The organism is Zhongshania sp., from assembly GCF_041584495.1.
Taxonomy (GTDB): Bacteria; Pseudomonadota; Gammaproteobacteria; order Pseudomonadales; family Spongiibacteraceae; genus Spongiibacter.
Genome location: NZ_JBFHDY010000054.1, coordinates 1 through 23,872, shown reverse-complemented (window position 1 = coordinate 23,872; position 23,872 = coordinate 1). Strand labels below are relative to the sequence as shown.

Annotated in this window: 20 protein-coding genes and 1 tRNA gene; 16 read left to right on the top strand and 5 right to left on the bottom strand. The window is 52.3% G+C overall.

The annotated features are described in order from the left end of the window. Nucleotides 1-464, bottom strand: a 464-nt coding sequence (locus ABYP33_RS10470) for a glutaminyl-peptide cyclotransferase (protein ID WP_373090823.1), incomplete at its 3' end; no start/stop codon positions are given. Nucleotides 465-543: 79 nt separating this feature from the next. Continuing rightward, nucleotides 544-2,571, bottom strand: coding sequence for a bifunctional tRNA (5-methylaminomethyl-2-thiouridine)(34)-methyltransferase MnmD/FAD-dependent 5-carboxymethylaminomethyl-2-thiouridine(34) oxidoreductase MnmC (mnmC, locus tag ABYP33_RS10465; protein ID WP_373090822.1), 2,028 nt, complete (start codon nt 2,569-2,571; stop codon nt 544-546). A 74-nt stretch (nt 2,572-2,645) separates the two neighbouring features. Between mnmC and ABYP33_RS10460 the strand changes: the two genes are divergently transcribed. The 14 genes from ABYP33_RS10460 to ABYP33_RS10395 all read left to right on the top strand — a co-directional run bounded on the left by ABYP33_RS10460 (nt 2,646) and on the right by ABYP33_RS10395 (nt 19,616). Beyond that, nucleotides 2,646-4,259 carry a peptide ABC transporter substrate-binding protein gene (locus ABYP33_RS10460; protein ID WP_373090821.1) on the top strand — a complete coding sequence of 538 codons (1,614 nt, stop codon included), beginning with the start codon at nt 2,646-2,648 and terminating at the stop codon, nt 4,257-4,259. Between the two features lie 3 nt (nt 4,260-4,262). Beyond that, nucleotides 4,263-5,210: an ABC transporter permease gene (locus ABYP33_RS10455; protein ID WP_373090820.1), complete on the top strand. Its 948-nt coding sequence runs from the start codon at nt 4,263-4,265 to the stop codon at nt 5,208-5,210. Continuing rightward, a complete protein-coding gene (locus tag ABYP33_RS10450; protein ID WP_373090819.1) occupies nt 5,210-6,520 on the top strand; it encodes an ABC transporter permease subunit in 1,311 nt (436 codons plus the stop codon). Before ABYP33_RS10455 ends, ABYP33_RS10450 begins: the two co-directional genes overlap by 1 nt. Beyond that, the gene (locus ABYP33_RS10445) at nt 6,517-7,500 is read left to right on the top strand and encodes an ABC transporter ATP-binding protein (RefSeq protein WP_373090818.1); all 984 of its coding nucleotides are present in this window, start codon (nt 6,517-6,519) and stop codon (nt 7,498-7,500) included. The genes ABYP33_RS10450 and ABYP33_RS10445 overlap by 4 nt, the downstream gene beginning before the upstream one ends. Further along, complete coding sequence (locus ABYP33_RS10440) at nt 7,497-8,480, top strand: oligopeptide/dipeptide ABC transporter ATP-binding protein (protein WP_373090816.1); 984 nt, start codon at nt 7,497-7,499, stop codon at nt 8,478-8,480. The genes ABYP33_RS10445 and ABYP33_RS10440 overlap by 4 nt, the downstream gene beginning before the upstream one ends. 48 nt (nt 8,481-8,528) lie before the next feature. Next, nucleotides 8,529-9,008 (top strand): hypothetical protein, encoded by a 480-nt coding sequence (locus ABYP33_RS10435; RefSeq protein ID WP_373090815.1) that lies wholly within the window; start codon nt 8,529-8,531, stop codon nt 9,006-9,008. Nucleotides 9,009-9,135: 127 nt separating this feature from the next. Beyond that, a complete protein-coding gene (locus tag ABYP33_RS10430; protein ID WP_373090824.1) occupies nt 9,136-10,830 on the top strand; it encodes an AMP-binding protein in 1,695 nt (564 codons plus the stop codon). 66 nt (nt 10,831-10,896) lie between these two features. Then, a complete protein-coding gene (gene hrpA / locus ABYP33_RS10425; RefSeq protein WP_373090814.1) occupies nt 10,897-14,835 on the top strand; it encodes an ATP-dependent RNA helicase HrpA in 3,939 nt (1,312 codons plus the stop codon). Nucleotides 14,836-14,960: 125 nt separating this feature from the next. Continuing rightward, nucleotides 14,961-15,326: a hypothetical protein gene (locus ABYP33_RS10420; protein WP_373090812.1), complete on the top strand. Its 366-nt coding sequence runs from the start codon at nt 14,961-14,963 to the stop codon at nt 15,324-15,326. A 131-nt stretch (nt 15,327-15,457) separates the two neighbouring features. Further along, the gene (locus ABYP33_RS10415) at nt 15,458-16,312 is read left to right on the top strand and encodes a DUF692 domain-containing protein (RefSeq protein WP_373090811.1); all 855 of its coding nucleotides are present in this window, start codon (nt 15,458-15,460) and stop codon (nt 16,310-16,312) included. Further along, nucleotides 16,312-17,079 carry a DUF2063 domain-containing protein gene (locus ABYP33_RS10410; protein WP_373090810.1) on the top strand — a complete coding sequence of 256 codons (768 nt, stop codon included), beginning with the start codon at nt 16,312-16,314 and terminating at the stop codon, nt 17,077-17,079. The genes ABYP33_RS10415 and ABYP33_RS10410 overlap by 1 nt, the downstream gene beginning before the upstream one ends. 61 nt (nt 17,080-17,140) lie before the next feature. After that, the gene (locus ABYP33_RS10405) at nt 17,141-17,860 is read left to right on the top strand and encodes a VacJ family lipoprotein (RefSeq protein WP_373090809.1); all 720 of its coding nucleotides are present in this window, start codon (nt 17,141-17,143) and stop codon (nt 17,858-17,860) included. 81 nt (nt 17,861-17,941) lie between these two features. Next, a complete protein-coding gene (locus ABYP33_RS10400; protein WP_373090808.1) occupies nt 17,942-19,123 on the top strand; it encodes a PP2C family protein-serine/threonine phosphatase in 1,182 nt (393 codons plus the stop codon). A 4-nt stretch (nt 19,124-19,127) separates the two neighbouring features. Further along, a complete protein-coding gene (locus tag ABYP33_RS10395) occupies nt 19,128-19,616 on the top strand; it encodes an STAS domain-containing protein (RefSeq protein WP_373090807.1) in 489 nt (162 codons plus the stop codon). Here ABYP33_RS10395 and ABYP33_RS10390 read toward each other — a convergent pair. From ABYP33_RS10390 to dusA, 3 genes are read right to left on the bottom strand one after another with little or no spacing between them, the layout of a single operon-like run. Continuing rightward, nucleotides 19,613-20,062, bottom strand: coding sequence for a TerB family tellurite resistance protein (locus ABYP33_RS10390; RefSeq protein WP_373090805.1), 450 nt, complete (start codon nt 20,060-20,062; stop codon nt 19,613-19,615). The two genes, ABYP33_RS10395 and ABYP33_RS10390, sit on opposite strands and share 4 nt — an antisense overlap. A gap of 1 nt (nt 20,063) precedes the next feature. Further along, nucleotides 20,064-21,014, bottom strand: coding sequence for a transaldolase (gene tal / locus ABYP33_RS10385; protein ID WP_373090804.1), 951 nt, complete (start codon nt 21,012-21,014; stop codon nt 20,064-20,066). 25 nt (nt 21,015-21,039) lie between these two features. Further along, nucleotides 21,040-22,023: a tRNA dihydrouridine(20/20a) synthase DusA gene (gene dusA, locus ABYP33_RS10380; RefSeq protein WP_373090803.1), complete on the bottom strand. Its 984-nt coding sequence runs from the start codon at nt 22,021-22,023 to the stop codon at nt 21,040-21,042. Between the two features lie 133 nt (nt 22,024-22,156). On the opposite strand from dusA, the gene gltX reads away from it, so the two are divergent. Beyond that, complete coding sequence (gltX, locus tag ABYP33_RS10375) at nt 22,157-23,653, top strand: glutamate--tRNA ligase (protein ID WP_373090802.1); 1,497 nt, start codon at nt 22,157-22,159, stop codon at nt 23,651-23,653. 110 nt (nt 23,654-23,763) lie between these two features. Beyond that, nucleotides 23,764-23,839, top strand: a tRNA-Ala gene (locus tag ABYP33_RS10370). Nucleotides 23,840-23,872: the final 33 nt, after the last annotated feature.

Here is a 23,872-nt window from a genome sequence, read left to right as displayed (position 1 = left end):
AGAAAATCACCACGCTCCTGATGAATACTGGCGCACAAGCCCCAGCCTTGGCCCTCATAGTTGAAAACACCCAGTAATGTAAAGTGGTGCGGGTCCACTACTAAGCCTTTGCCCGCACGCCAGGTAAGAATAAACAGCTTGCCCCGGTATAGGCTTAGGCCTTCTGCGAAGAGGTTGCTTGGCAGCACCGTGCCGGTAATGCTGTCTTCAGGCTTGGGTGGGAAGGCGCGTGACACAATTTTTGAGTGGCCGTATAAGCCGCTGCTTTCATAGAGCCTGCCTTGGTAAAGCTCGAGGCCTTGGGTGAATAAAGCGGGCTGGTGGGGGTAGCTGTTGATCAAGGTGTAGTCGATACGTTTGGCCGCAAGGGCGTTATCCGAGCCACATAGCGCGCTCAACAGGCAAAATAGGTATGCGGTGGATTGAGAAAGTAAGCAGTTTGCTAGTCGAGTGGAATTGCGCATGGCGACATCATCGTCAAGTTAGTGTGTCTATCATACAGACTGTGCGGTCTTTCGCTAGCGCGTCGGCTCTTGCCGCGATTTAAACTAGCTGGGAGCGAATCAGCTTGCGAATAATAAAGCGTGCGGGGGAGAGCGCTTCGCACAGCCGTCTGGGCAGTGGGCGAACTTCACCGGCAATATAACTTGCCAGTAATTCGGCGCAGAGTGGGGTGGACGTTAGGCCACGGGAGCCGTGGGCGACATTAATGTATAAATTGGGGTGATTGGCCGCAGCGATAGGAATTTTGCGGCGCGCGTCCTTTGTTAAGCCCTGGTAGTTTGTTTTGAATTCTTCAATGCGCGGCACTGCGCCAACGATTGGCATATAGTCCGTGCTCGCGCAGCGCAACGCCGCGCGGCCACCAATTGCCACTGCGTCGGGTTTGAGCAAACCGGCGGCGAGATGGCTAAGTTGCTTGAGGTTCCAGTCGTGATCGGCAGGCATTAGCGCACAGTCTTTATTGTGAAGATCAAAGCTCGCACCGATACAAAACTGTTCATTCATCGCTGGTGCTAAATACCCTTCATGGCAAATCACGCATGTTGGGGACTGGTTTAGTGCCTCGGCAGGCAAATAACTCAGTTGCCCACGAATACTTTTCAGGGGCAGGGAGCTGGTTTGGGCAAAATGGCTAGCGTCATTGCTATTGGCAATAACGACAGTGTCAGCTTGCTGAATACAGTGCTGCTGACCATCTAAAAGTTGCCATACGCCCTCGTGGTGAGTCAGCGCTAAGGCTGCAGTATTGTTAAGCAGTGTAATATTGGGATGGTTGAGCATGGCATGGCAAACGCTCGGCGGCGACAACCAACCAGCGTCGGGGTAATAAAATGCCTGGCCGCTAAGGGAGACCCCAGATTTGGCGTAGAGCTCGTCGTCGCTGAGAAATTGCAGCCAATCTTGATTATTTAGCAGCACTTTGAGTTTGTTAAATTGCTTTATTTCGCGCTCAGACTTTACTAGCTGCAGAACGCCACAGAGTTCACCGTCTATGCGCCCCTGGCTCAATAGGCTTCGGTAATGATTGAGGGCAAACAGAAAACTGCCGAGGTTAAATTGATTTAGGTCGCCAGGGGCGGCAGACAGCTTGGTATACAAAATACCTTGGGGGTTTCCCGAAGCGCCGCTAGCGGGTGTATGGCGTTCAATAACCGTTACCCGATAGCCGCGCTGCGCCAGCGCGTTGGCGGTGCTGCAACCGGCAAGACCGGCGCCAATCACTACAATATGTTTAGCCTGCTGTTTAGGTGCAGGTAAATGCCAGGGCACATTAACCGGAGTGGGTTGCGGGGTGCTGCTGGCGATGTCATGAGGCAGGTGGCCCCATAGGATTTGCTGCGTGGCGTCATACGCCTTGATTTTTTCTAGGCTAAAGCCCTGGGCGCGCAAGCCTGGCTCCCAAAAATCAGCGGCGGCGGCAAAACTACTGCCCGGCTTGCTTAAGGCGGCCATACTGGCAAACAGCGTCTCTTGCGGCTTGGCTTCATTATTGGCGAGGGGCGCGTCATTTAAAAACCACGCATCGGCATACGCTACACTGTTAAGTTTATCGTTAGCGGCCGAACTCGGCGCGTCAAGCAAGGCGGGAAGGCAGTCGTGCGCATTGCCAAACAGCAAATCCAAGCAAACTTGTGCACTATTCAACAATCTACGGTGATGGCCCAGTAACAGCGGTGGATAATTGTGCTGTAGTATAGCGGCCAGAGATGCGAGTTCTGGCCAGCTCGCGTGGACGCGGCGTAATTGCTCTGCGGAGCAGGGGCGCTCCTCTATTGAAACGTAGTGAAGTTGCCAGTTTGGGGGCGCCGTTTGCTGCCATAATTGCCACGCCAGTAGAAAGTTCAGGCCGGTGCCGAAACCTGTTTCAATAATAGTGAATCTTCCTGCAGTTTCTCTGTCCAGAGCAGACCAACGTTCGGCGAGTCTATTGTGGGACAAAAATACATGGCGGCATTTATCAAGCTCGCCTTCCTGGGGACCATGCATTTCGCTGGAAGCTGGGCCATTATCGCCCCAAACTGGTTTTGCGCTGGGTATCGAGTAAGGATTGTTTTGTTTGGTGGCCATTATAAAGTGGATGTCAGCACTAGCAGGGAAAGTATTGTAACAGTGAATATGAGCAAAACCTTGGTGTATAAATTTTGTTGATTTGGAAACGGTGGTGTAACAGCCTTGCGGTGTGTGTTTTGCTGCTTGTGGCTGGTCAGGGGTGGACCCAAGCCGTGGATGCAGACAAGGCTAAGGTCACTTTGGCGCTCGCCACTGAGCCGCCAACCCTCAATAGTGCGGTGGCTACCGACACAATTGCGAGTTTTATCCTGGCGCACTTAATGGAAGGCCTTCTCGTCTATGGCCCCGACGGTGAACTTGCGCCCGGTGTGGCGCTGCGCTGGCAATTAGACGCCGATGGCGCGCACTTTTGGTTGCGAGAGGACGCCCGCTGGAGTGACGGCAAGCCGGTGACCGCGCACGACTTTGTGTTTGCCTGGCGGCATGCTTTAAATCCGAAAACGGCGTCACAATACGCGTTTATTTTTTATCCAATTAAAAACGCTGAGGCGGTGAATGAGGGCAAGCTCGCTCCAAGTGAACTCGGTGTGCGTGCTATTTCAGATACTGAGCTAAAAGTAGAATTTGGCAGCCCCTGTCCTTACTTCCTGAGCTTGACGGCGTTCATGACGTTTTTACCGCTACGTGAGGATGTGTTGGCGCAGTGGGGTGGGCGCTATGCCGCCGACGAGGATAAACTTACGGTAAATGGGCCGTATCTATTAACCAAGTGGGTACATGGCGCTCATTTGCAACTGCGTAAAAATCCCCAGTATTGGCATTCGGCGTCGGTGCGGATTAACGAAATTGATATGCCGTATATTACTGCCGACCCAAGCTCCCAGTTTAATTTATTTCGCGATCAGCAAATTGCCATGGCCCCGCTGGATACCGGGCTATTAAGCGAGGCGGTAAAACGGGGTTTTGATATTGAGTATTTTCACACCGGTTCGCTTTATTTTTTGGAGTTTAATTTCCGTGAGGGTCGGATAACGGCCAATAGGGCCTTTCGTAAAGCGGTTCAACGTTTGATTGACCCCGCTGTGTTGGTGAATAAAATTATTGGCCTGCCGGGTATTCAGCCCGCGTATTCATTGTTTCCGGTTACCGTTAAAGGTTTAAAACGCAGCTTTCGCGAAGAGTACCCGGTATTGCGGGTTGATCCTGATATTGCCGCGGCGCGGGCCTATATTCGCAAAGCCAAAGCTGAATTGGGAATAAGTGAAATACCGCCGTTAATGTTGTTGGCAGGCGACAGTCCGCGCGCCTTGCAAGAGGCCGAGTACTATCAATATTTATTTAAAAATGGCTTGGGTATAGAGCTGCGTATTGATCAGCAGGTCTTTAAGCAGCGCCTAGAAAAAATGCGGCGCGGCGACTTCGATTTAGTCTCGGCGGCCTGGGGGCCAGACTATGACGACATTATGACCTTTGCCGATTTGTTTGCCTCGTGGAACGACAATAACCGTGGCCGCTATAATAACGCGCTCTACGACCGCTGGATTCGCGTCGCCCAGCACAGCAATGACCCCCGTACGCGTTTTAATGCCATGGCCCAGATCCAACGCATTGTGGTTGACGACGTGCCCATACTACCCACCTATGAAAACGGCGCACTGTATGTGCAGAACCCGCGGTTGCGCGGCGTGCGCCGCAATATTTTCGGCGGAGATCCTTTGTTTCGCTATGCATGGATCGAGCGCTAAACCATGCTGAAATTTATTGCTAAGCGACTTTTGTCCGGTGCGATAACCATTTGGTTTATTGCAACGGCAACCTTTTTTGCCATGCACGCGGTGCCGGGTGATCCTTTGACCCAAGAAAAGGCCATGTCACCTACAGTGAGAGCGCAGTTAGAGGCGCGCTACGGTTTAGATAAACCCTTGAGTGAGCAGTACCAATTGTTTTTGGGCAATATGCTGCGGGGTGATTTTGGTATTTCTTTTACCCAAGAAAATCGCAAAGTTAACGACATTATTAGTAAGCATTTCCCCATTTCCGCAATTTTGGGACTTGCCGCGGTGTTGATTGCCTTGGTCGGCGGGGTGGCGGCGGGCACCGTGGCTGCCTATTACCGGAATCGTTGGCCAGATCGTTTGGTGATGATCGGGGTTATTGCCGCGATTTCCGTGCCGGGGTTTGTCATCGCTGGCTTGGCGCAGTTAATTATTGTGGCCATGAATAATGCCGCAGGCAAAACCTTGCTGCCCGTGGCTGGCTGGGGAAGTGTCAATCATATTTGGGTGCCGGCGCTGGTCTTGGGCTTGGGCACCATGGCGTATTTGAGCCGCATTATGCGCGCCTCGATGCTGGAGGTTTTGAGCGCAGATTTTAATACCGCAGCCAAGGCCAAGGGTGTCCATGGTTTGCGCTTGTTTTGGCATCATCAATTGCGCAATGCGGTATTGCCGGTGGTCACTGAGTTGGGGCCGACGATTGCCGGGGTGACTACGGGCGGTTTTGTGGTGGAGTTAATTTTTGCGATTCCCGGTCTGGGCCGCTACTTTGTGCAAGCGGTTCAGCAATTGGACTACACCGTGATCATGGGCACGACGGTCTTTTACGGCGCGTTCTTAGTCTTGGTGGTGGTCTTGGTGGATATCAGTTATGGCCTAATTGACCCGCGTATTCGGCTCCATGGCGGGGGTGGTCGCTAATGGCGATGTCGGTATTCCGCTTTGCGCGGCGCACTTGGGCGAGTGAGGACCTTGAACACATCGCACCGGTCCCGCTGCCGAAGATGGCCACCCCCGCGGTGGTGTTATCTTCATTGGTAGTGATCGCCCTATTATTGTTTGTGAGCATTGGGCCACTGGTGTGGCGTCAAGATCCCTCGCAGCAGTGGCTCTCGCAAATATCGGCAGGCCCCAGCGCCCCGCATTCGGTGCGTTTAATCCGCGATAACGGCCCCTGGCAGCCGCCTGTGAGCGAACCGGTGCAGAGCTTGGTAGTGCATGATGCCAATACCGAGTTTGTCCGCCTGCAATGGCCGCAGATAGAGGGAGTTAAGCGTTACCGAGTGTACCGCGCCTCTGCCCACAAGGCGGGTTTGGGTTTGGCGATTGCGGAAACGGATAAGTCCTACTATCAGGATCAATTGCAGCTGAGCTACCAAATTTACCGTTATACCATTGCCGATGCGGATAGCGGCTTGCTACTGCTGGCGCGTGAGGTTCGCCCCGAAGCGGCAATATCGTTGTTTGAAGCGCAACTGCAAGGTTTGGTGCCGGTGGGCAAGTCGAGGCGGCATGCCAAATGGCTTGAAATACCCGGACACCCATTAGGCACAGACGCATTGGGCCGCGATATTTTGGCCAGATTGATGGCGGGTGGCCGCACCTCGCTGTTTGTTGGGGTCGTCGCACCGTTGTTGTACATCAGTTTTGGTTGCATATTTGGTGCAATTGCGGGCTTGGCCGGGGGCTGGGTCGATCAAGCTGCCATGCGCTTTGTCGATTTTGTCGTCGCGCTGCCATTTTTGCTGTTTATGATTTTATTTCGCGTTGCCTTTGGCATTGGCCCGGGCGAAAACGGCATCATGCCCTTGATTGTTGCCATGTTAATGCTGAGCTGGCCGGGGAGCGCTAGGCTCATTCGCGGTCAGGTGCTGGCGTTGCGCGGTCAAGCCTTTGTTGAGGCGGCCAAGCTCGCTGGGGTCAGCACCAGTCGAGTCATCCTTAGGCATATGCTACCCAATGTGCTGCCGATGATTTTGGTTGCGTTTAGCTTTGCTATTCCCCAGGCGATTTTTACCGAGGCCTTCTTATCGTTTATTGGTATGGGCGTGTCGCCGCCGACCACGTCGTGGGGCGCGTTGTGTAATGACGGCATAAAAACCTTATTGTCCCACCCTCGGCAATTGCTGCTGCCCGCGCTGTTTATCAGTGTATCGGTGTTGGCTTTTAATTTGCTCGGCGACGCCTTGCGAGATGCCACCGATCGACGGGCGGGGGTGGCAAAGGCATGAAATTACTCGAGCTGGACAATTTGCAGGTGAGTATCGGGCCGGTGCAAGCAGTGCGCGATGTATCCCTGAGCTTGGTGCAGGGCGAGTGCCGAGCATTGGTGGGGGAGTCGGGCTGTGGTAAATCCGTAACGGCCATGAGTCTATTGAATTTAATGCCGCCTGCAGCGCAGACCAATGCTGCGCGCTGGAACTTTGCCGGTCGCGATATGCGTCAGTTGAGCGAACGCGAATGGCGTCGGATACGGGGTAATGAGATTGCGATGATCTTCCAAAACCCCATGACCGCCCTCGATCCCACTCAGACCATAGGCAGTCAAATTGCCGAACCCCTGCGCATTCACAAGGGTTTGTCGAAGCGTGAGGCGCGTATGCGGGCCATTGCGCTCTTGGAGCGTCTGGCCATTGCCAACCCCGCCCAGCGCGCTGCGCAATACCCCTTTGAGTTTTCTGGGGGCATGTTACAGCGCGCCATGATCGCGATGGCCGTGGTCTGTGAGCCGCAGTTATTGATTGCCGACGAGCCAACAACCGCCCTCGATGTTACCGTGCAGGCGGAGGTGCTGAGTATTTTGCGGGAATTGCGAGAATCCAGCGGCACTGCGATGTTATTTATTACCCACGATCTAGGTGTGGTCGCTGAAATTGCCGATTCTGTGTCGGTGATGTACGCCGGTCAAACTGTTGAAACCGGCCCGTTGCAGGGTGTGTTTAGCCGCGAGGCCCACCCCTACACCCAGGCCCTAAAGCGTGCGGTACCGAATATGGAAAACCCGCATCGTCTAGAGGCAATTGCCGGAACCCCGCCGGACTTACGCCACCCCCCTAAGGGTTGCAGTTTTGCGGCGCGCTGCTGTGAGCGCATGGCGATTTGCGATCAGTTGCCGCCGAATTTTCCCTGTGAATCCACCGCGGCACATCAGGCTCGGTGTTGGTTGTGGCACCCAGAACACCCGGCGCGCTGGCGGGAGAACGAGCAATGAGTGGGGCAATTGTTCAGCTGCGGGAGTTGCGCTGTCACTTTGCTAGCAGTGAAGGCTTATTAGCGGCAGTCGACGGCGTTAACCTCGACATTCAGGCCGGTGAGGTTTTGGGTCTAGTGGGAGAGAGCGGCTCCGGAAAATCGACCTTGGGGCGAATTATTGCCGGTTTACAGCCGCGTTCGGCGGGGGGCTTGATTATTGGTGGGCAAACTATGCCACGTCATTATAGTCGTCGCCAATTTAAAGCGATGTCCACCCAGGTTCAAATGGTATTTCAAGACAGCTACGCCAGCTTGAACCCGCGAATGACAATTCTCGCCAGCCTGCAGGAACCCCTGTGGAGCCAAGGAGTGACGGGCGCCGTGGCGCGTGATAAGGCTTGTTATTGGCTAGAGCGGGTTGGTTTACCCCAATCTGCTGGTGAGCGTTACCCCCATGAGCTCTCCGGAGGACAGCGCCAGCGCATTGGCATAGCGAGGGCATTTATTGCCGAGCCAAAACTGGTGATCTGCGACGAACCGGTCTCCGCATTGGACGTGTCAGTACAGGCGCAAATTATTAATTTATTGCAAGAGCTGCAAACTGAGCACAGTACCGCTATGTTATTTATAGCCCACGACTTGGCGGTGGTGCGATTTTTGGCCACGCGCACAGCGGTAATGTACCTAGGTGAGATTGTGGAGCTGGGGCTAACCCCAGCCTTGTTTGCGGGGCCTAGACACCCCTATACCGCGCGACTATTGGCGGCGCATTTAGATGGCAATATTAAGGCGCGGAAGGTTGTCGCTGTCAATACTGGCAAAGCGGCGGGCCACAAGGCACCATTGGCCACGGACAGTGGCTGCCGGTTTGCGCCGCGTTGCCCAATGGCCGAACCAGCATGCGGTGCGAATCCGCCGTGGTTGCGACCGACAGAAGTGGACACTGAAGCGGCCTGCCACCGCTTGGCAGATGTGGAGATCTTAAAGTTCAGAAAGTAAGCTTGTGGCCTGAACTCAAATAAATTTAACAATACGGACCGATAATTAATGAAAGTAAAAATGGATGCACCGAGTGTGCTGGCTATAGCGGCAACGCTTTTTAAAACAGGCCTACTCGATGCGGGGCGTACCGAAGCCAAGCGCTATTTCCGTGAGCTGGAGGCGGGCCGAGAGTTAATTTTGTCCGATATGGCAATGCCAGATAAATCGGCAATGCGCATAAAATTGCAATTATTGCCCCAAGAGTTCCGAGGTAATTTGAATTTCAGTGCGTTTAAAGAGCATCTGCTCTTTTTAACTGCAGAGCTAGCCAAGGTTGTTAATTCAAAAACTGAGCCCTTGGTAATGAGCGACGACGAGGGTAGTCAACTACTCTTTAATATTCCTGCGCTGACCCATATTGATGGGGTCTTGAATGCACTGGTACTGGGGGCGGATTTGCGGCGGCCGGGGGCATTGGTATTACAGTTGATGTTTATCGATCCTGACCAATATCGGGCCGCAGAGGTCAAAACAGCAAATAGCTAGTGTTGACAGTGAATACAAATGTCGATAGCTTGCCTAGCTGAATATCAGTGGTCGGCTTGCCTGAATTTTTTGGGTGCGGCGCCAATAACAACAAGCACTATATTAGGGGGCGACTTTGTCAGCAGAAATGGAAAGTATTGCAGCAGTTATTAAAGCAGCACGCGCGAAAGTGGGCATGCCTGACGATGTGGATTTGACGCAGTATGCGAATTTGGGGGCGATGTTTAATTACTGCGTCAGTAAGTTTGGTGATTTGCCTGCCATGTCGTGTATGGGTGAAACCATCACTTACAACGAACTTGATAAGCTCTCTGCGCAGTTTGCGACATATTTACAAAAAAACACCAATTTGCGTGTGGGCGACCGAATTGCCCTGCAAATGCCCAATATTTTGCAATACCCGGTAGCGCTCTTTGGCGCTATTCGCGCAGGCTTGATCGTGGTGAATACCAACCCACTTTATAGTCAGCGTGAGCTAAAGCACCAGCTGAATGACTCTGGCGCCAAAGCACTGGTCGTCCTTGCCAATGTTGCCGAAGCAGCGGCAGCGGTTGTCGACGAAACCCCAGTCGAGTTTGTGATTGTGACTGAAATAGGCGACTTGCACCCAACGGTAAAACGGCTACTCATCAACAATGTCGTTAAACACCTTAAAAAGATGGTGCCCAAGTTTAAATTTAAAAATGCGATTAAATATCGCAGTGTTTTAGCCAAGGGCAAGAGCGGGCAATTTACCCAAGCAAACCCCGGTGCTGAAGAAGTTGCATTGCTGCAGTACACCGGTGGTACAACGGGTGTGTCGAAAGGCGCCATGATTAGTCACCGCAATCTAATGGCTAATATTCTGCAGAGTAAGAATCTGTTTGAAAGCTTTGGTCTTAAAGAAGGCGAAGAAACCTTCCTGTCGCCGCTGCCGCTATACCATATTTACTCCTTTATGCTGTCGTTCTGCGTCATGTTGCAGGGCAATCACGGCGTGTTAATTGCTAACCCCCGTGACCTTAGCAGTGTCATTAAAGAAATGAAGCGCTATCGCTGGAGCGGGATGAGTGGGATTAACACCCTGTTTGTGCAGCTGTGCAATAACGACGAATTTAGAGCTTTAGACTTTTCCTCGGTGAAAGCCACCATGTCTGGTGGTATGGCGCTAACCGCAGGCGCAGCGAAAGAATGGATGGAAGTCACTGGCGCCGAGGTTTACGAAGGCTATGGTCTAACCGAAACCTCGCCGGTCGTATCTATTAATCCGGGCGGTAATAATCAAATCGGTACGATAGGTGTTGCCCTGCCAGGCACCGATATCCGTATAGTTGTTGACGGTGTCGATAAGGGCGTTGGTGAGCGTGGTGAATTGTGCGTGCGTGGCCCACAGGTAATGATGGGTTATTGGCAGCGTCCCGACGAGACCGAAAAGACCATTATCGATGGCTGGCTGCACACGGGTGACGTCGCTGTTGTGCTAGAAGATGGCTATATGCGCATTGTCGATCGCATGAAAGACATGATTATCGTCTCTGGCTTTAATGTTTACCCCAATGAAATTGAAGACGTCTTAAGCGGACACCCGAATATTGCTGAATGTGCGGCAATTGGTGTGCCTGACGAGAAGTCGGGGGAGGCGGTTAAAATCTTTGTCGCGGCTAAAAAAGGCGATATTGATGTGACTGAGCTAAAAGCATTTTTGCGTGAACGCCTCACCGGCTATAAAATGCCTCGGTATATTGAAGTGCGTGACGAACTGCCTAAGACCAATGTGGGTAAGGTATTGCGTCGCTCACTTCGCGACGAGGAGCTTGCCAAGCTCGCCAAGGCTAACAAATAATCGTTTAGCTGTTATGTAATCGTAAAAAGGCGCCAAATGGCGCCTTTTTTGTTTTTATTGGAATGTATGTCTGAAACTCGATCAGAAATAAGCTCTGCCGCTGTTGTCGCAGTGGACCCGCAGTCGTTAATGGCGCAGCTAGAGAGCTGTTTGCAAGCGGACCGCTTCGCGCTTGGTCGCGCCTGTCGCCAATTGCAGCAGCAAGCGGCGGCGGGCACAGACATTAGTCAAAAGCTGGCAGCACTGGTTGAGCGGTTTACGGTCTCCCAGGCGCGAGTTCTGCAGCGGCGTGCTAATTTGCCGACGGTGGCGTATCCGCCAGATTTGCCGGTTAGCCAGCGGGTCGACGATATTCGCGCGGCCATCGCCGCTCACCAGGTCGTGGTGGTGGCGGGGGAGACAGGCTCGGGTAAAACCACGCAAATCCCCAAAATTTGTTTGGCTATGGGCCGTGGGGTTACCGGTTTAATCGCCCATACTCAGCCCCGGCGTTTGGCTGCGCGGGCCGTTGCCCAGCGTTTGGCCGAGGAGCTTGATACCACCCTGGGTGAGGGCGTGGCCTTCCAAATACGCTTTCAAGAAGTTAGCTCGCCCAATAGCTATATCAAATTAATGACTGACGGTATTTTGCTGGCGGCTATTCAGCGCGACCGTTTTTTAAGTGAATACGACACCATCATTATTGATGAGGCCCATGAGCGCAGTCTGAATATCGATTTTTTGCTGGGCTATTTAAAAACCCTGCTGCCCAAGCGGCCAGATTTAAAACTGATCATCACCTCTGCCACCATTGATGTGGCGCGGTTTTCTGAACACTTCAATAACGCACCGGTTATTGAAGTGTCGGGGCGGAGCTTTCCCGTTGAGTACCGTTACCGTCCCCAGGAAGAGCTGAGTGCCGACAATGATATTGGCGAGGCGGTAGAAGGGGTATTGCGCGAATTAATCGCTGAGGGTGCCCAGCGCAGCGGCGACACCTTGGTGTTTCTCAGTGGCGAGCGGGACATTCGTGATGTGACCCGCCATTTGCGCAAGGCCGATTTGCCGGGGGCAGAGGTCCTGCCGCTGTACTCACGCCTGAGCACCGCCGAGCAACAACGGATTTTTGACTTGCGCGGGCGGCGGGGCTGGCGGGTGGTATTAGCGACGAACGTCGCCGAAACCTCGCTGACGGTGCCGGGAATCCGCTATGTAATCGACGGCGGTACCGCGCGTATTAGTCGCTATAGCGTGCGTAGCAAAGTACAGCGCTTGCCGATTGAAGCGATATCGCAAGCCAGCGCCAATCAGCGCGCCGGTCGCTGTGGACGGGTGGCTGCGGGTATTGCCTATCGTCTGTATAGCGAAGCAGATTATTTAAGTCGGCCGGTGTATACCGAACCCGAGATTCAGCGCACTAATCTCGCCGCCGTTATACTGCAAATGCTCCAGCTCAAACTAGGGGATATCAGCGCCTTTCCCTTTGTGGACGCGCCGGACAATAAATTTGTGAATGACGGCTTTGCGCTGTTGGCCGAATTAGGCGCGGTGCGTGACGGTAAACTGAATAAATTAGGGCAACAGCTGGGCCGCTTCCCAGTTGACCCACGTATTGGCCGTTTGCTGCTGGCCGCCGCCGATGGCGGCTGTTTGCGGGAAATGCTGATTATTGCCAGCGCGCTAAGTATTCAAGACCCTCGCGACCGTCCCGCGGATAAGCAGCAAGCTGCCGATGAAAAGCACCGTCGCTTTTGGCAGCCAGATTCCGATTTTATGGCTTTTGTCGGCCTGTGGGACTACGCCGAGGAGCAGCGCCAAGCATTGTCGGCCAGCCAGTGGCGCAAACTCTGTCAGCGCGAGTTTTTGTCGTGGACGCGGATGCGGGAGTGGCGCGAGGTCCACCACCAAGTCACCCTGATGTGTCGGCAACTAAAGCTGCCGGTCAATCGCGAGCCCGCTGATTTTGATAGTATTCACCGGGCCTTGTTGCCGGGCTTTTTGGGCCAGATCGCCTGTAAAGATGAAGAGCGGGAGTATCTCGGTGCGCGCAACCGTAAATTGCGGATCTTCCCAGGCTCCTCGTTATTTAAGAAAGCGCCAAAATGGATTGTGGCTGCCGAGCTAGCCGAAACCACCCAGCTCTATGCGCGCTGTGTGGCTAAAATTGATCCCGAGTGGGTGTTTGGCATTAACGACGAGCTGTTAAAACGCAGCTATTACGAACCCCATTGGCATAGTCGCAGTGGTCGAGTGATGGCTTTCGAACAGACCATGCTTTACGGCTTGCTGATTCGCGATAAAAAGCGGGTGCACTATGGTCCTATCTCGCCGGTAGAAAGCCGCGAAATTCTGATTCGCCAAGCCTTGGTGGAGGGGCGCTATCAGGGTAAAGCGGAATTCTTTCGTCACAACCGCAAGCTGATTGCGGAGATTGGTGAGCTAGAGGATAAAGCTCGGCGGCGAGATATTCTTATATCCGACGATGAGTTATTCCGTTACTACGACGAACGTATTCCAGACGGTATCATTACCGCAGCGCAGCTTGAGAATTGGTTGAAAGCCACGGCGCCACCGCGCACATTGTTTTTGAGCCGTGGCGAATTAATGCGTCATGCGGGCAGCGATGTCACTGAGGCGCAGTTCCCGGATACCTTGCACTGCGCTGGCATGATACTGGCGCTGAGCTATCATTTTGAACCGAATCATCCTGCCGATGGGGTTAGCGTGTCTGTGCCGCTGGCGAATCTGCCAAAGCTACCCGAGGGACGTTTGGAGTGGCTAGTACCTGGCTTGTTGCGAGACAAGTGCATTGCGCTGCTCAAAAATCTGCCAAAAGCCCAGCGTAAACAATTGGTACCGGTGCCGGACTTTGTCGACAAGGCCTTGCCAATGCTCGCGGTCAATGACGTGGGTCTATTGCCCAGCTTGGCGGACGCGCTGCGCAAAATCAGCGGCCTGCAAATCGACGTGGCCGAGTGGTCGCGCAATAACATCGATAATTTTTACCGCATGAATATTCGGGTACTGGACAACGCCGGTAAATTGCTGGCCCAAAGCCGCGATTTGCGGGCGCTGTGCGCCGAGCTCGCGGTGCAGGTGCAGCAGGGTATTGCCGAAGAGCGTGGTAGTGGCTTTGAAACCAAGGTTCTCACTAGTTGGGATTTTGATCGCTTGGCGTCTCGTTACGAATTTAAGCAGGGCGGCGCAACCTTGGTCGCCTATCCCTGTTTGCGGGATCAGGGCGAGAGTGTTGAACTAAGTCTTGCCGAGACCGAAACTGACGCTCGGCAGGCAAATTTGCGCGGCGTTCAGCGCCTACTCTTATTGCGCTTGGCTCAGCAGTGCAAGAGCTTGCGGGCGAGCTTGTTTCGCAGCAACACGGTTCAATTGCAATTGTCTGCGGTGGGTGAGCAAAAAAAGCGTTGGTTGGAAGATTGTCTGCTCGCTGCAAGCCGAAATTGCTTTGCTTTGAGCGAGGAGACCTTGCCCCACACTCAGGTGGAATTTGAACAGGTTTGGGCGCAGGGCCGCGCGGGCTTTGTTGCCGATGCCGAGGCCTGCGCTGAGTTGTTAAATAAAATACTGGCCAATTACGCGGATATTCGTCGTAGCCTTAAAAAGCTGAACTCCCTTAGCTGGATCCACAGTATCAATGACATCAATCGTCAGTTAGACGCCTTGTTTTTTGATGGTTTTATCACCGACCTCAGTCGCGATGAACTTGCGCAATACCCGCGTTATTTACAGGCAATTTTGCAGCGGATTAGTAAACTGGACGGCGCCTATCAACGAGATCGGCAGTCGACCTTGGTGCTTGAGCCGCTGCAGCAGCAATTTTCAGAATTTGTTAAGAAGCTGCCAGACAAGCATCGTCGTCACCCGCTGGTCATGGATTATCGTTGGCAGCTGGAGGAGCTGCGTATTTCGCTGTTCGCTCAGAATATGGGCACCCGAACGCCGGTTTCGGAGAAGCGTTTAAAGGTTCTCTGGAAAGCCTTAGTGCAAGATGTAACATTATTGAATTGAGCGCGTCTGTATTTTACTAGATCGAATTCGACTAAAGCTGCGTATGAGTGGTGTTGGCTAAAACTGCTATGCTCATGTCGTTGTAGGCGTAATAATTACTTGCTGATCCGATAGGGAGAATAACAATGACCCACAAAGCCGTTATCAAAAATCCACTGGCAGCTGCATTTGGCGCAGCGCTTTTGGTTTCCGCAGTGCACCCGGCGATGGCGGGTGAAAATCCCTTCGCGGCGAAAACGATGGCGTCTGGCTATAAATTGGCAATGGGCAATGCCGATAAGGCCGCCAAAGCAGAAGCTAAATGTGGCGCTGATAAGGCCGGTACTGAAGCGCAGTGTGGTGCCGACAAAGTCAAAGCGGCGCATGAAGGCAAATGTGGCGAAGCAAAATGTGGGGTTGATGGCGCCAAAGCAGGGCATGAAGGTAAATGCGGAGACGGTAAGTGTGGCGCTGAAAAAGCCAAAGCTGCGCATGAGGGCAAGTGTGGATAAGCCAAATGCGGTGCCGATAAAAGCAAGGCAGCCACCGGGGGAAAATGAGGTGAAGGTAAGTGTGGCGCCGGACACATGGCTAATTAGGGGCGTCGTATCCAACAGGCGGTGAGTGTCAATGGGCGAGTCTCATGAGTAAACAAACCAGTGCACTTGCGGGCTTGGGTTTGCGGCGCGGCTTAATGCCGGAGCTAAAATCTCTGGCGGGCAAGGAGCTGGATTTTCTTGAGGTCGCCCCTGAAAACTGGCTGCATATTGGCGGCCGCTTCGGCCGCTCATTTCGGGAGTTAGCAGCGCGCTACCCAATTTACTTACATGGTTTGTCTTTAAATATTGGTGGCTTCGCGCCACTCGATACCCGCTTATTAAGCGATATTAAACAATTTATGCAGGATTTTGACTGCCCTTTGTATTCAGAGCACCTGACCTATTGTGGTGATGAAGGTCAGCTTTATGATTTATTGCCAATTCCCTTTACGGAAGAGGCGGTACACCATGTGGCGGCGCGGGTTCGGCAAGTTCAGGATGTGTTAGGGCAGCGAATTTTATTGGAAAATGCCTCGTATTATGTGGCGCCAGGCCAGGCAATGTCTGAAAGCGAATTTATCAACGCGGTACTGGCAGAGGCCGACTGTGATTTGCTGCTCGATGTGAATAATGTTTTTGTGAATAGCGTAAATCACAATTACGATCCTTATCAGTTTATGCGGTCCTTACCCCTGGCGAGAGCGCGTTATATTCATATTGCCGGGCATTTTGATGAGGCTGAAGACTTGCGGGTGGACACCCATGGGGCTGATGTTATTGAGCCGGTGTGGGCCTTGCTTGATGAGGCCTATCGACTCTGTGGGCCGCTGCCGACGTTATTAGAGCGGGATTTTAACTTCCCTGCGATGGCGGACTTACTGCTGGAAGTACAGCAAATTCGTCAAGCACAAGCGAAGGTGAATTTTGCCGGCGCCCTTAGCAGTGGGTGCGCGGAGTAATGATGGCATTTCAGCAAATCCAAGCGAGTATGACGCGCTTCGTACGCGACCCTGATAAGTGTTCAGGCCCAGAGGGTATAGAAGCTCGGCGGATGGCGATTTATCGAGATCTGTTCTTTAATAATATTGAGGGCTTTCTCAGTAACGGATTCCCAGTGTGCCGGAGTTTATATTGCGACGAAGCATGGTATAGCTTGGTGCGAGATTTTATGTGTCGTCACTGCTGCCAAAGTCCTTACTTTTTGCAGATTGCGGAAGAGTTTCTAACTTATCTTAGTGAGGAGCGAGACTCACAAGCTGATCCCGTGTTCTTGAGAGAGTTGGCCCATTACGAATGGGTGGAGCTGGCCTTAGACATTGCCGAACAAGAATTACCCCCAGCCGTGGCGGTGGGGGATGTACTTAAAGCTCGTTGGGCTGTGTCGCCACTTGCCTGGTCTTTGGCTTACCGGTTTCCGGTTCAGCACATTAGTGGTGATTTTCAGCCTACAGCGCCGAGCGCTGAAGCGACATTTATCGTGGTGTACCGAAACCGCCGGGACGAAGTGCAATTTCTTGAAATCAATCAGGTAACGGCCAGGTTACTGAGTATTATCGTTGAACGACCAGAATTAAATGGTGCTGAAATTCTCACTGAAATTGCGCATGAGTTGCACGTTGAGTACGCCTCAGTGGTCGGCTTTGGTAGTGAGATTCTAGCCCAGATGCGGGAGCTGGATATTTTGCTGGTAGTTAGTGGTCGTTATCCAATTGGTGCCTATTTCTGAGCTATTAGGTATAGTGTTGGGCGGTTTTAGACGTAAAGAGTGATTTGGGTAGATGATGCCAATGCAACGAAAAGCCAGTACTTTGCTGATGTTGTTATTAGTACTCGGGGTGGCCGGGGTGAACGCAGAGAGTGACGGCGACCCCCGAGACCCTTGGGAAGGTTTCAATCGCGGGGTATTTGCTTTTAATAATACGGCCGATGAATACTTGGTGCAGCCAGTTGCCCGAGGTTATCGGCAGGTTACGCCTGCAATTGTTGATCAAGGCATCGCCAATTTCTTTAATAATATTGGCGAAATTAAAAATATGGCCAATGATTTGTTGCAGGGTAAAGCCAGTGACGCGCTGGAGGATGGTGGTCGTTTTGTCATTAATACTACCGTTGGGGTCATCGGCTTTTTTGATGTAGCCAGCTATATTGGTTTAAAACGGGAATCTGAAGATTTTGGCCAAACAATGGCTGTGTGGGGCGTTGGGCCTGGGCCGTATTTGGTGTTACCGTTTTTAGGGCCGAGCAACCTCCGCGATGGTGCCGGTCGAGGCGTTGATTCCTATGTGTCAGTGATGGGCGCAGTTGACCCCGAAGCGGCGCGCTACGGCATGAGCTTATTGGATTTACTGCAAGTTAGGGCGAGTTTATTGGGCACCGAAGGCCTTGTGTCGGGTGATAAATACACTTTTTTCAAAGATGCCTATCTACAGCGTAGAGAGTTCTTGATAAATGACGGTCAGCTCAAAGATGACTTTGGCGACGAAGATTTCGAGTCATTTGACTTTTAATAGAGCCTTCGTCCCGAAGGCTGTGATTTCTCCACACGATTGCTGCTTGTGTGTCTGTCCAGTTGCGGGTAAAAAGGCTGAATGAATAACTCCTTACCCCATCGGATACTGCTGGTTCAGCAGACTGATGCAATTCAAGCTCAGCTCGTAGCCTCCCTAGAACAACTCGGTATGGACGTAGTGTCTATTGCGGACTGCGCTTTGGCGATGCCGAGTTTCCGCGAAGAAGATATCGATATCGTTATGATCGATATCGATTTTCCGGAGGATCGCGGTATAGACCTGCTGGGAAAAATGGCCGCAGACCCGCGCGAGCTGCCTCTTATCGGTCTCTCTCGTCGCAAGAGTATGGCCGACGTTTTGGCGGCAGTGCGCCATGGTGCAAGCGACTACCTGATGCTACCGACTGGAAAACATGCTGTTATAAAGCATGTACTTGATCGAGCGTTGGAGCGGGGTGCCTTAAAGCGCGAAAATTTGGCGTACCGTAATAAATTAGAAAGTGCTAACCGAGAGTTATTGGAGAGCTTGACCCTGTTGCAGCAGGATCAGCAAGCCGGTAAGCACGTACAGCAATTGCTGCTGCCAGATACGCCCAAGCAAATAGCGAACTATCAATTTTGTCATTATATATTGCCGTCGCTCTATCTGAGCGGTGATTTTGTCGACTATTTTGTGGTCGGGGAAGATCACGCCGTCTTCTTTGTTGCTGATGTGTCTGGGCATGGCGCGAGCTCAGCCTTTGTTACGGTATTCTTGAAGAACCTATTTGCGCGCAAGCGCAGTGATTTTTTGCATCGTGGGTCGACCGCCATACTGTCGCCAGCCAAAATGCTGGCGATTGCGAATCGCGAATTACTTGAAATGGGTATTGGCAAGCATGTCACTCTTTGTGTGGGGGCATTCGATTTAAAATGTAATCAATTGTCTTATTCGGTTGCCGGTCATTTGCCTGCTCCTGTGCTTGCGGTTAATGGCATTGCGACATTCTTACCGGAGCATGATATGCCGGTTGGCTTGTTTATTGATGCCCAATTCAGCGACCATATGATCAGTTTTCCGCCGGGGGCTGTGCTGAGCCTATTCTCTGATGGTATATTGGAAGTCTTGAACAGCGACACCTTGGAAAATAAAGAACAGCTTCTGCTCGATTTATTAACGCAGGGTCGAAATTCCTCAATCGAGCTCGCCGAGGTCTTTGGTTTATTCGATATAGATGAGGCTCCGGACGATATCGCAATTTTAGTAGTAAGTAGGTTATAGGCGAATGCAGCCTGGTCGAATATTAGTAGCGGGGCAGGACGGGGCCTTTGTTATAAAGCTGGTTGGCGATGTGCGGCTGACCCTTTGTACCACGTTGGATGAGTTCTTTGACGAGATGTTCTCGGTCGAGGGCTTTGCCAGTGTGGTCGTCGATTTGTCTGATGCCATCAACGTCGATAGCACGACCTTGGGGCTGCTGGCTAAATTAGCGATTAAAGCAAAGGAGAAATTCCAGTTCGTGCCTTTGATTTTATCCACTAATCCCGATATTACCCGCGTGCTACAGAGCATGGGCTTTGATCGCGTGTTCCGTATTCGTGAAGAACCCCTGTTAAATGATGAAGATCTTGGCGAGTTGCCGGTGCTGGATGCCAGCGAAGAAGGTGTTCGGGAGCGGGTGCTTGAAGCCCATCGGACGTTGATGGGCTTAAGTGAGAGCAACCATGCTAAATTTAGAGAGTTAGTTTCCCTGCTGGAAGGCCAGTGTTTTTAGTTGCTCTCCTTGCCAATCACGCTTAATTTAGCCCTGATAAACTCACTGTGGGGCAAATAAATTAGATCGGCGATTTTACGGATCAGGTGATCTTCGTATTTGTCTATTCGACCATCTTCCAGTGCAACATCCCACAGTGCTAAGACAAGCTGGTATTTCTCAATATTATTGCAGTTGTCATTAATGTAGCGGGTAAAAGGGTAAAGCGAGGTGCTGTCCGCGCTGGTATTCCTAGCCTGATTGATAAACGCATTGATATCACCAAGGCTCACCGAAAAGTGTTGCAGTAAAATAGTGCGAATTTTGTCAATTTCCGCAGGATCTTCCTGAAAATCAGCTTTGCTGACTTCAAGTAGCAGAGCGGCAGTGACCAGCTCTAGCGTCATTTTGTCATCGGCAGTGCTGTCGTCAGTAATCGTGAACAGCTGCATTAGTTTTTCGAACATGCTAGTTCCACTCCCGCAATAAGCTTTCTAATTTGACTTGGTCTGCCGCAAAGGCGCGAATACCTTCTGCCAATTTTTCAGTGGCCATGGCGTCTTCATTCATTGCCCAGCGGAAGTCGGTTTCGTTGGTGGCAAGTTTAGCGTGGGGAGTGAACGCCATATTGGGCGTGAGGCGGCGGGGGAGTGTGCCGGAATCGTCTTTTAGCTCGCTCAGTAAGGCGGGGCTAATGGTGAGTCGGTCGCAGCCGGCCAATGCTTCAATCTCGCCGCAGTTGCGAAAGCTCGCGCCCATGACAATAGTCTGGTAACCGTGTTGCTTGTAATAGCTGTAAATCGCGCTAACCGATTGCACGCCGGGATCTTCATCGGCGTTGGCGGGTGTGGCGCCGTGGGCTAGGTGCCAGTCGAGAATACGGCCCACAAACGGTGAAATTAAGGTGGCACCGGCTTCGGCGCACGCGGCGGCCTGCATAAGGCTGAAAAGCAGGGTTAGGTTGCACTCAATGCCTTCTTGCTCAAGTACCTTCGCCGCTTCAATCCCTTCCCAGGTTGAGGCTATCTTTATTAGTAGGCGACGTTTATCGATACCTTTCGCTTGATAAAGCTCAACGATGCGCCGGCCTTCGTTAATCATGGCCGCTGTATTAAAGGACAGGCGGGCGTCTACTTCTGTAGACACTTTGCCCGGCACCAGTTTGGTGATTTCAGCGCCAATTTCTACCGCGAGTTGAGTGGCCGCACGCTGTAGCTGTTCAGGGTTGCTGCGATCTTTAAGGCTGCTTGAGACGATGTCGCTAATTAGTTTGCTGTACTGGGGTAGCGCTGCAGCCTTTAGAATTAAAGAGGGGTTGGTTGTTGCATCCTGCGGCGTAAAGCGGGCGATGGCTTCTATATCACCGGTATCAGCAACCACATCGGTCATTGCCTTTAACTGCTCGAGTTTATTACTCATTGTTGTTAATCCTTTATTTAGTTTGCTACCAGCTGCGCTCTACAAAGGCCAGGGCGTCGTGGAGAACGTCGAGGCCGGCGCCTGGACGGTGCGCATGTTCACTGATATGGCGGCGAAATAGCTTGCCGCCTGCCTGGCCATTAAAGAGGCCTAATATATGCCGAGTCATATGATTGAGCCGGGTGCCCTTGCTCAGTTCCGCTTCGATATAGGGCAAAAAGTCGTGAATAATGTCACGCCGCGTTTTGCCTGTCGCGGCTTGCTGGTAAAAGTGTTCATCTACCTCAGCCAATAAATACGGTGTTTGGTAGGCACTGCGGCCCATCATAATGCCATCGACATATGACAATTGCGAACGGGCATCTTCAAGGGTTTGGATGCCGCCGTTGATGATAATTTCCAGGTCAGGGAAATCTTTTTTAAGTTGGTATACCAAATCGTAATTTAAGGGCGGTATTTCTCGATTTTCTTTTGGGCTTAGCCCTTGGAGCCAGGCTTTGCGGGCGTGAACGATAATGGCGTCAGTGCCGGCGTCGGCAATGGCGCCAACAAAATCTTGCAGCGGCCCGTAGCCCTCTTGTTCGTCAATCCCGATGCGGTGCTTTACGGTAATCGGGATATCGCCCGCGTCCTTCATCGCCTTAACGCAATCGGCGACTAATGTGGGCTGGGCCATTAAGCAGGCACCGAAAAATCCGTTTTGAACTCGGTCGGAGGGGCAGCCGCAATTTAAGTTAACTTCATCGTAATGCCATTGCTCGGCCATGCGCACCGATATTGCGAGGGCTTGGGGATCGCTGCCGCCGAGCTGGAGCGCGACAGGGTGCTCAATATCGCTGTAATCTAAATGACGCTTGTGGTCGCCGTGAATCAAGGCCCCGGTGGTGATCATTTCAGTATACAGTACGGCGTGGCGGCTAAGTTGACGCCAGAAAACGCGACAGTGGCGATCTGACCAATCCAGCATCGGCGCGACGCAGAAGCGGCGGTCGAGAATTTTTTTGCTCATCTGCGCTGAAATACCTCTGCGGATGGATGAATATTGGCCGTGTCGACACGTATAATGACCTCAACATGAGCTTGCTGCCATTATTGGTGGCCGGCTGAAAACCCTATTGTATTCAAATGGTAATAAACTCTCCATGACTGTTCGCACTCGTATTGCTCCATCGCCCACCGGTGATCCACATGTAGGTACTGCTTATATTGCTTTGTTCAATTATTGCTTTGCCAAAAGTCAGGGCGGGGAATTTTTGCTACGCATTGAAGATACCGATCAGCAGCGCTCGACAGCGGCGTCGGAGCAGGCGATTTTTGATTCGCTGCGCTGGTTAGGTTTGGACTGGGATGAAGGTCCGGATGTGGGCGGGCCTCACGGGCCGTATCGGCAAAGTGAGCGCAGTGAAATATATCGCGAGCACTGCGAACAATTGATTGCCGCAGGCCATGCCTTTCGCTGCTACCGGACGCCAGCAGAGCTCGACGCGCTGCGTGAAGCTCGTCGCGAGGCGGGCGGTCACACAGCACTTAAATACGCTGATTTAAAATTAGACGATGCTGAGAACGCACGCCGAGCGGCCGCGGGTGAGCCTTACGTCATTCGTATGTTTGTGCCAGAAGATGACGGCCACTGCGAGATCGATGACCTGCTGCGAGGTAAAATTGAACTGGAGTGGGGGCAGGTCGACGCTCAAATACTACTGAAGTCTGACGGTTTGCCAACCTACCACCTCGCCAATGTGGTTGACGATCATTTAATGGCGATCACTCATGTGCTTCGTGGCGAAGAGTGGATAAACTCGGCGCCCAAGCACAAATTGCTGTATCAGTATTTTGGTTGGGAAATGCCAGTGCTGTGTCATTTGCCGCTGCTGCGCAACCCGGACAAGAGCAAACTCAGTAAGCGGAAAAACCCAACGAGTATTAATTATTATAAGCGCATGGGCTTTTTGCCCGAGGCAATGCTGAATTACTTGGGCCGTATGGGCTGGTCTATGCCAGATGAGAGCGAAAAATTTAGCCTAGAAACGATGATTGCCAACTTTGATATTGCGAGAGTGAGTCTGGGCGGGCCGATTTTCGATGTGGAGAAGCTGCGCTGGCTCAATGGTCTTTGGCTGCGCGAAGACTGCAGTCCAGAGCAGCTCGCTGATCGCTTGCAAGCCTGGGCATTGAATCGCGATACCCTGATGAAAGTGATTCCCCATGTGCAGTCTCGCATTGAGGTGTTTAGTGATTTGGCGCCCTTGGCTGGGTTTTTCTTGTCCGGTATGTTGCCACTAACGCCAGCGAGTTTTGCCGCCTCGAGTTTAGAGGCAGAGGAGCTGCTCACTTTGTTGCAGTGCGTAGCATGGCGCTTGGAGGCCCTCAACGATTGGCGTCGCGATGCTATTTTTGCCGAAATTAAATCTCTCGCAGACGGTTTGGGTATAAAGTTAAAAGATTTTATGCCGCCGCTGTTTATTGCCATTGCGGGCACCACGTCGTCTATTTCGGTAGTTGACTCCATGGAAGTGCTCGGCCCAGATATGAGTCGGGCGCGTTTGCGCCACGCGGTAGAGGTGTTGGGCGGCGTGGGCAAAAAGCGTCTGAAAAAGCTAGAAAAACGTTATCAGCAGGCTTGCGCGGCGCGCGCATAACAAGGTTTTTCCTTTGTGTCTGAGTGGGTGGCGCAAAGAATTTAACGAGATTTTTCATCCACTTGTTGACAAGGCTTGGGGTGATCATTAATATGCGCATCCTCTGCTTTGGGGCTATAGCTCAGCTGGGAGAGCGCTTGCATGGCATGCAAGAGGTCGGCGGTTCGATCCCGCCTAGCTCCACCAAAGTTTTGAAAAACCGCTGAAAAGCGGTTTTTT

Coding starts and splice junctions, on each gene's coding strand:
- dusA (WP_373090803.1), bottom strand. CDS start 22,023: ATGAGCAAAAAAATTCTCGACCGCCGCTTCTGCGTCGCGCCGATGCTG.
- ABYP33_RS10440 (WP_373090816.1), top strand. CDS start 7,497: ATGAGTGGGGCAATTGTTCAGCTGCGGGAGTTGCGCTGTCACTTTGCT.
- ABYP33_RS10390 (WP_373090805.1), bottom strand. CDS start 20,062: ATGTTCGAAAAACTAATGCAGCTGTTCACGATTACTGACGACAGCACT.
- ABYP33_RS10400 (WP_373090808.1), top strand. CDS start 17,942: ATGAATAACTCCTTACCCCATCGGATACTGCTGGTTCAGCAGACTGAT.
- mnmC (WP_373090822.1), bottom strand. CDS start 2,571: ATGGCCACCAAACAAAACAATCCTTACTCGATACCCAGCGCAAAACCA.
- gltX (WP_373090802.1), top strand. CDS start 22,157: ATGACTGTTCGCACTCGTATTGCTCCATCGCCCACCGGTGATCCACAT.
- ABYP33_RS10405 (WP_373090809.1), top strand. CDS start 17,141: ATGCAACGAAAAGCCAGTACTTTGCTGATGTTGTTATTAGTACTCGGG.
- ABYP33_RS10395 (WP_373090807.1), top strand. CDS start 19,128: ATGCAGCCTGGTCGAATATTAGTAGCGGGGCAGGACGGGGCCTTTGTT.
- ABYP33_RS10410 (WP_373090810.1), top strand. CDS start 16,312: ATGATGGCATTTCAGCAAATCCAAGCGAGTATGACGCGCTTCGTACGC.
- ABYP33_RS10455 (WP_373090820.1), top strand. CDS start 4,263: ATGCTGAAATTTATTGCTAAGCGACTTTTGTCCGGTGCGATAACCATT.
- ABYP33_RS10445 (WP_373090818.1), top strand. CDS start 6,517: ATGAAATTACTCGAGCTGGACAATTTGCAGGTGAGTATCGGGCCGGTG.
- ABYP33_RS10435 (WP_373090815.1), top strand. CDS start 8,529: ATGAAAGTAAAAATGGATGCACCGAGTGTGCTGGCTATAGCGGCAACG.
- ABYP33_RS10420 (WP_373090812.1), top strand. CDS start 14,961: ATGACCCACAAAGCCGTTATCAAAAATCCACTGGCAGCTGCATTTGGC.
- ABYP33_RS10415 (WP_373090811.1), top strand. CDS start 15,458: ATGAGTAAACAAACCAGTGCACTTGCGGGCTTGGGTTTGCGGCGCGGC.
- tal (WP_373090804.1), bottom strand. CDS start 21,014: ATGAGTAATAAACTCGAGCAGTTAAAGGCAATGACCGATGTGGTTGCT.
- ABYP33_RS10430 (WP_373090824.1), top strand. CDS start 9,136: ATGGAAAGTATTGCAGCAGTTATTAAAGCAGCACGCGCGAAAGTGGGC.
- hrpA (WP_373090814.1), top strand. CDS start 10,897: ATGTCTGAAACTCGATCAGAAATAAGCTCTGCCGCTGTTGTCGCAGTG.
- ABYP33_RS10450 (WP_373090819.1), top strand. CDS start 5,210: ATGGCGATGTCGGTATTCCGCTTTGCGCGGCGCACTTGGGCGAGTGAG.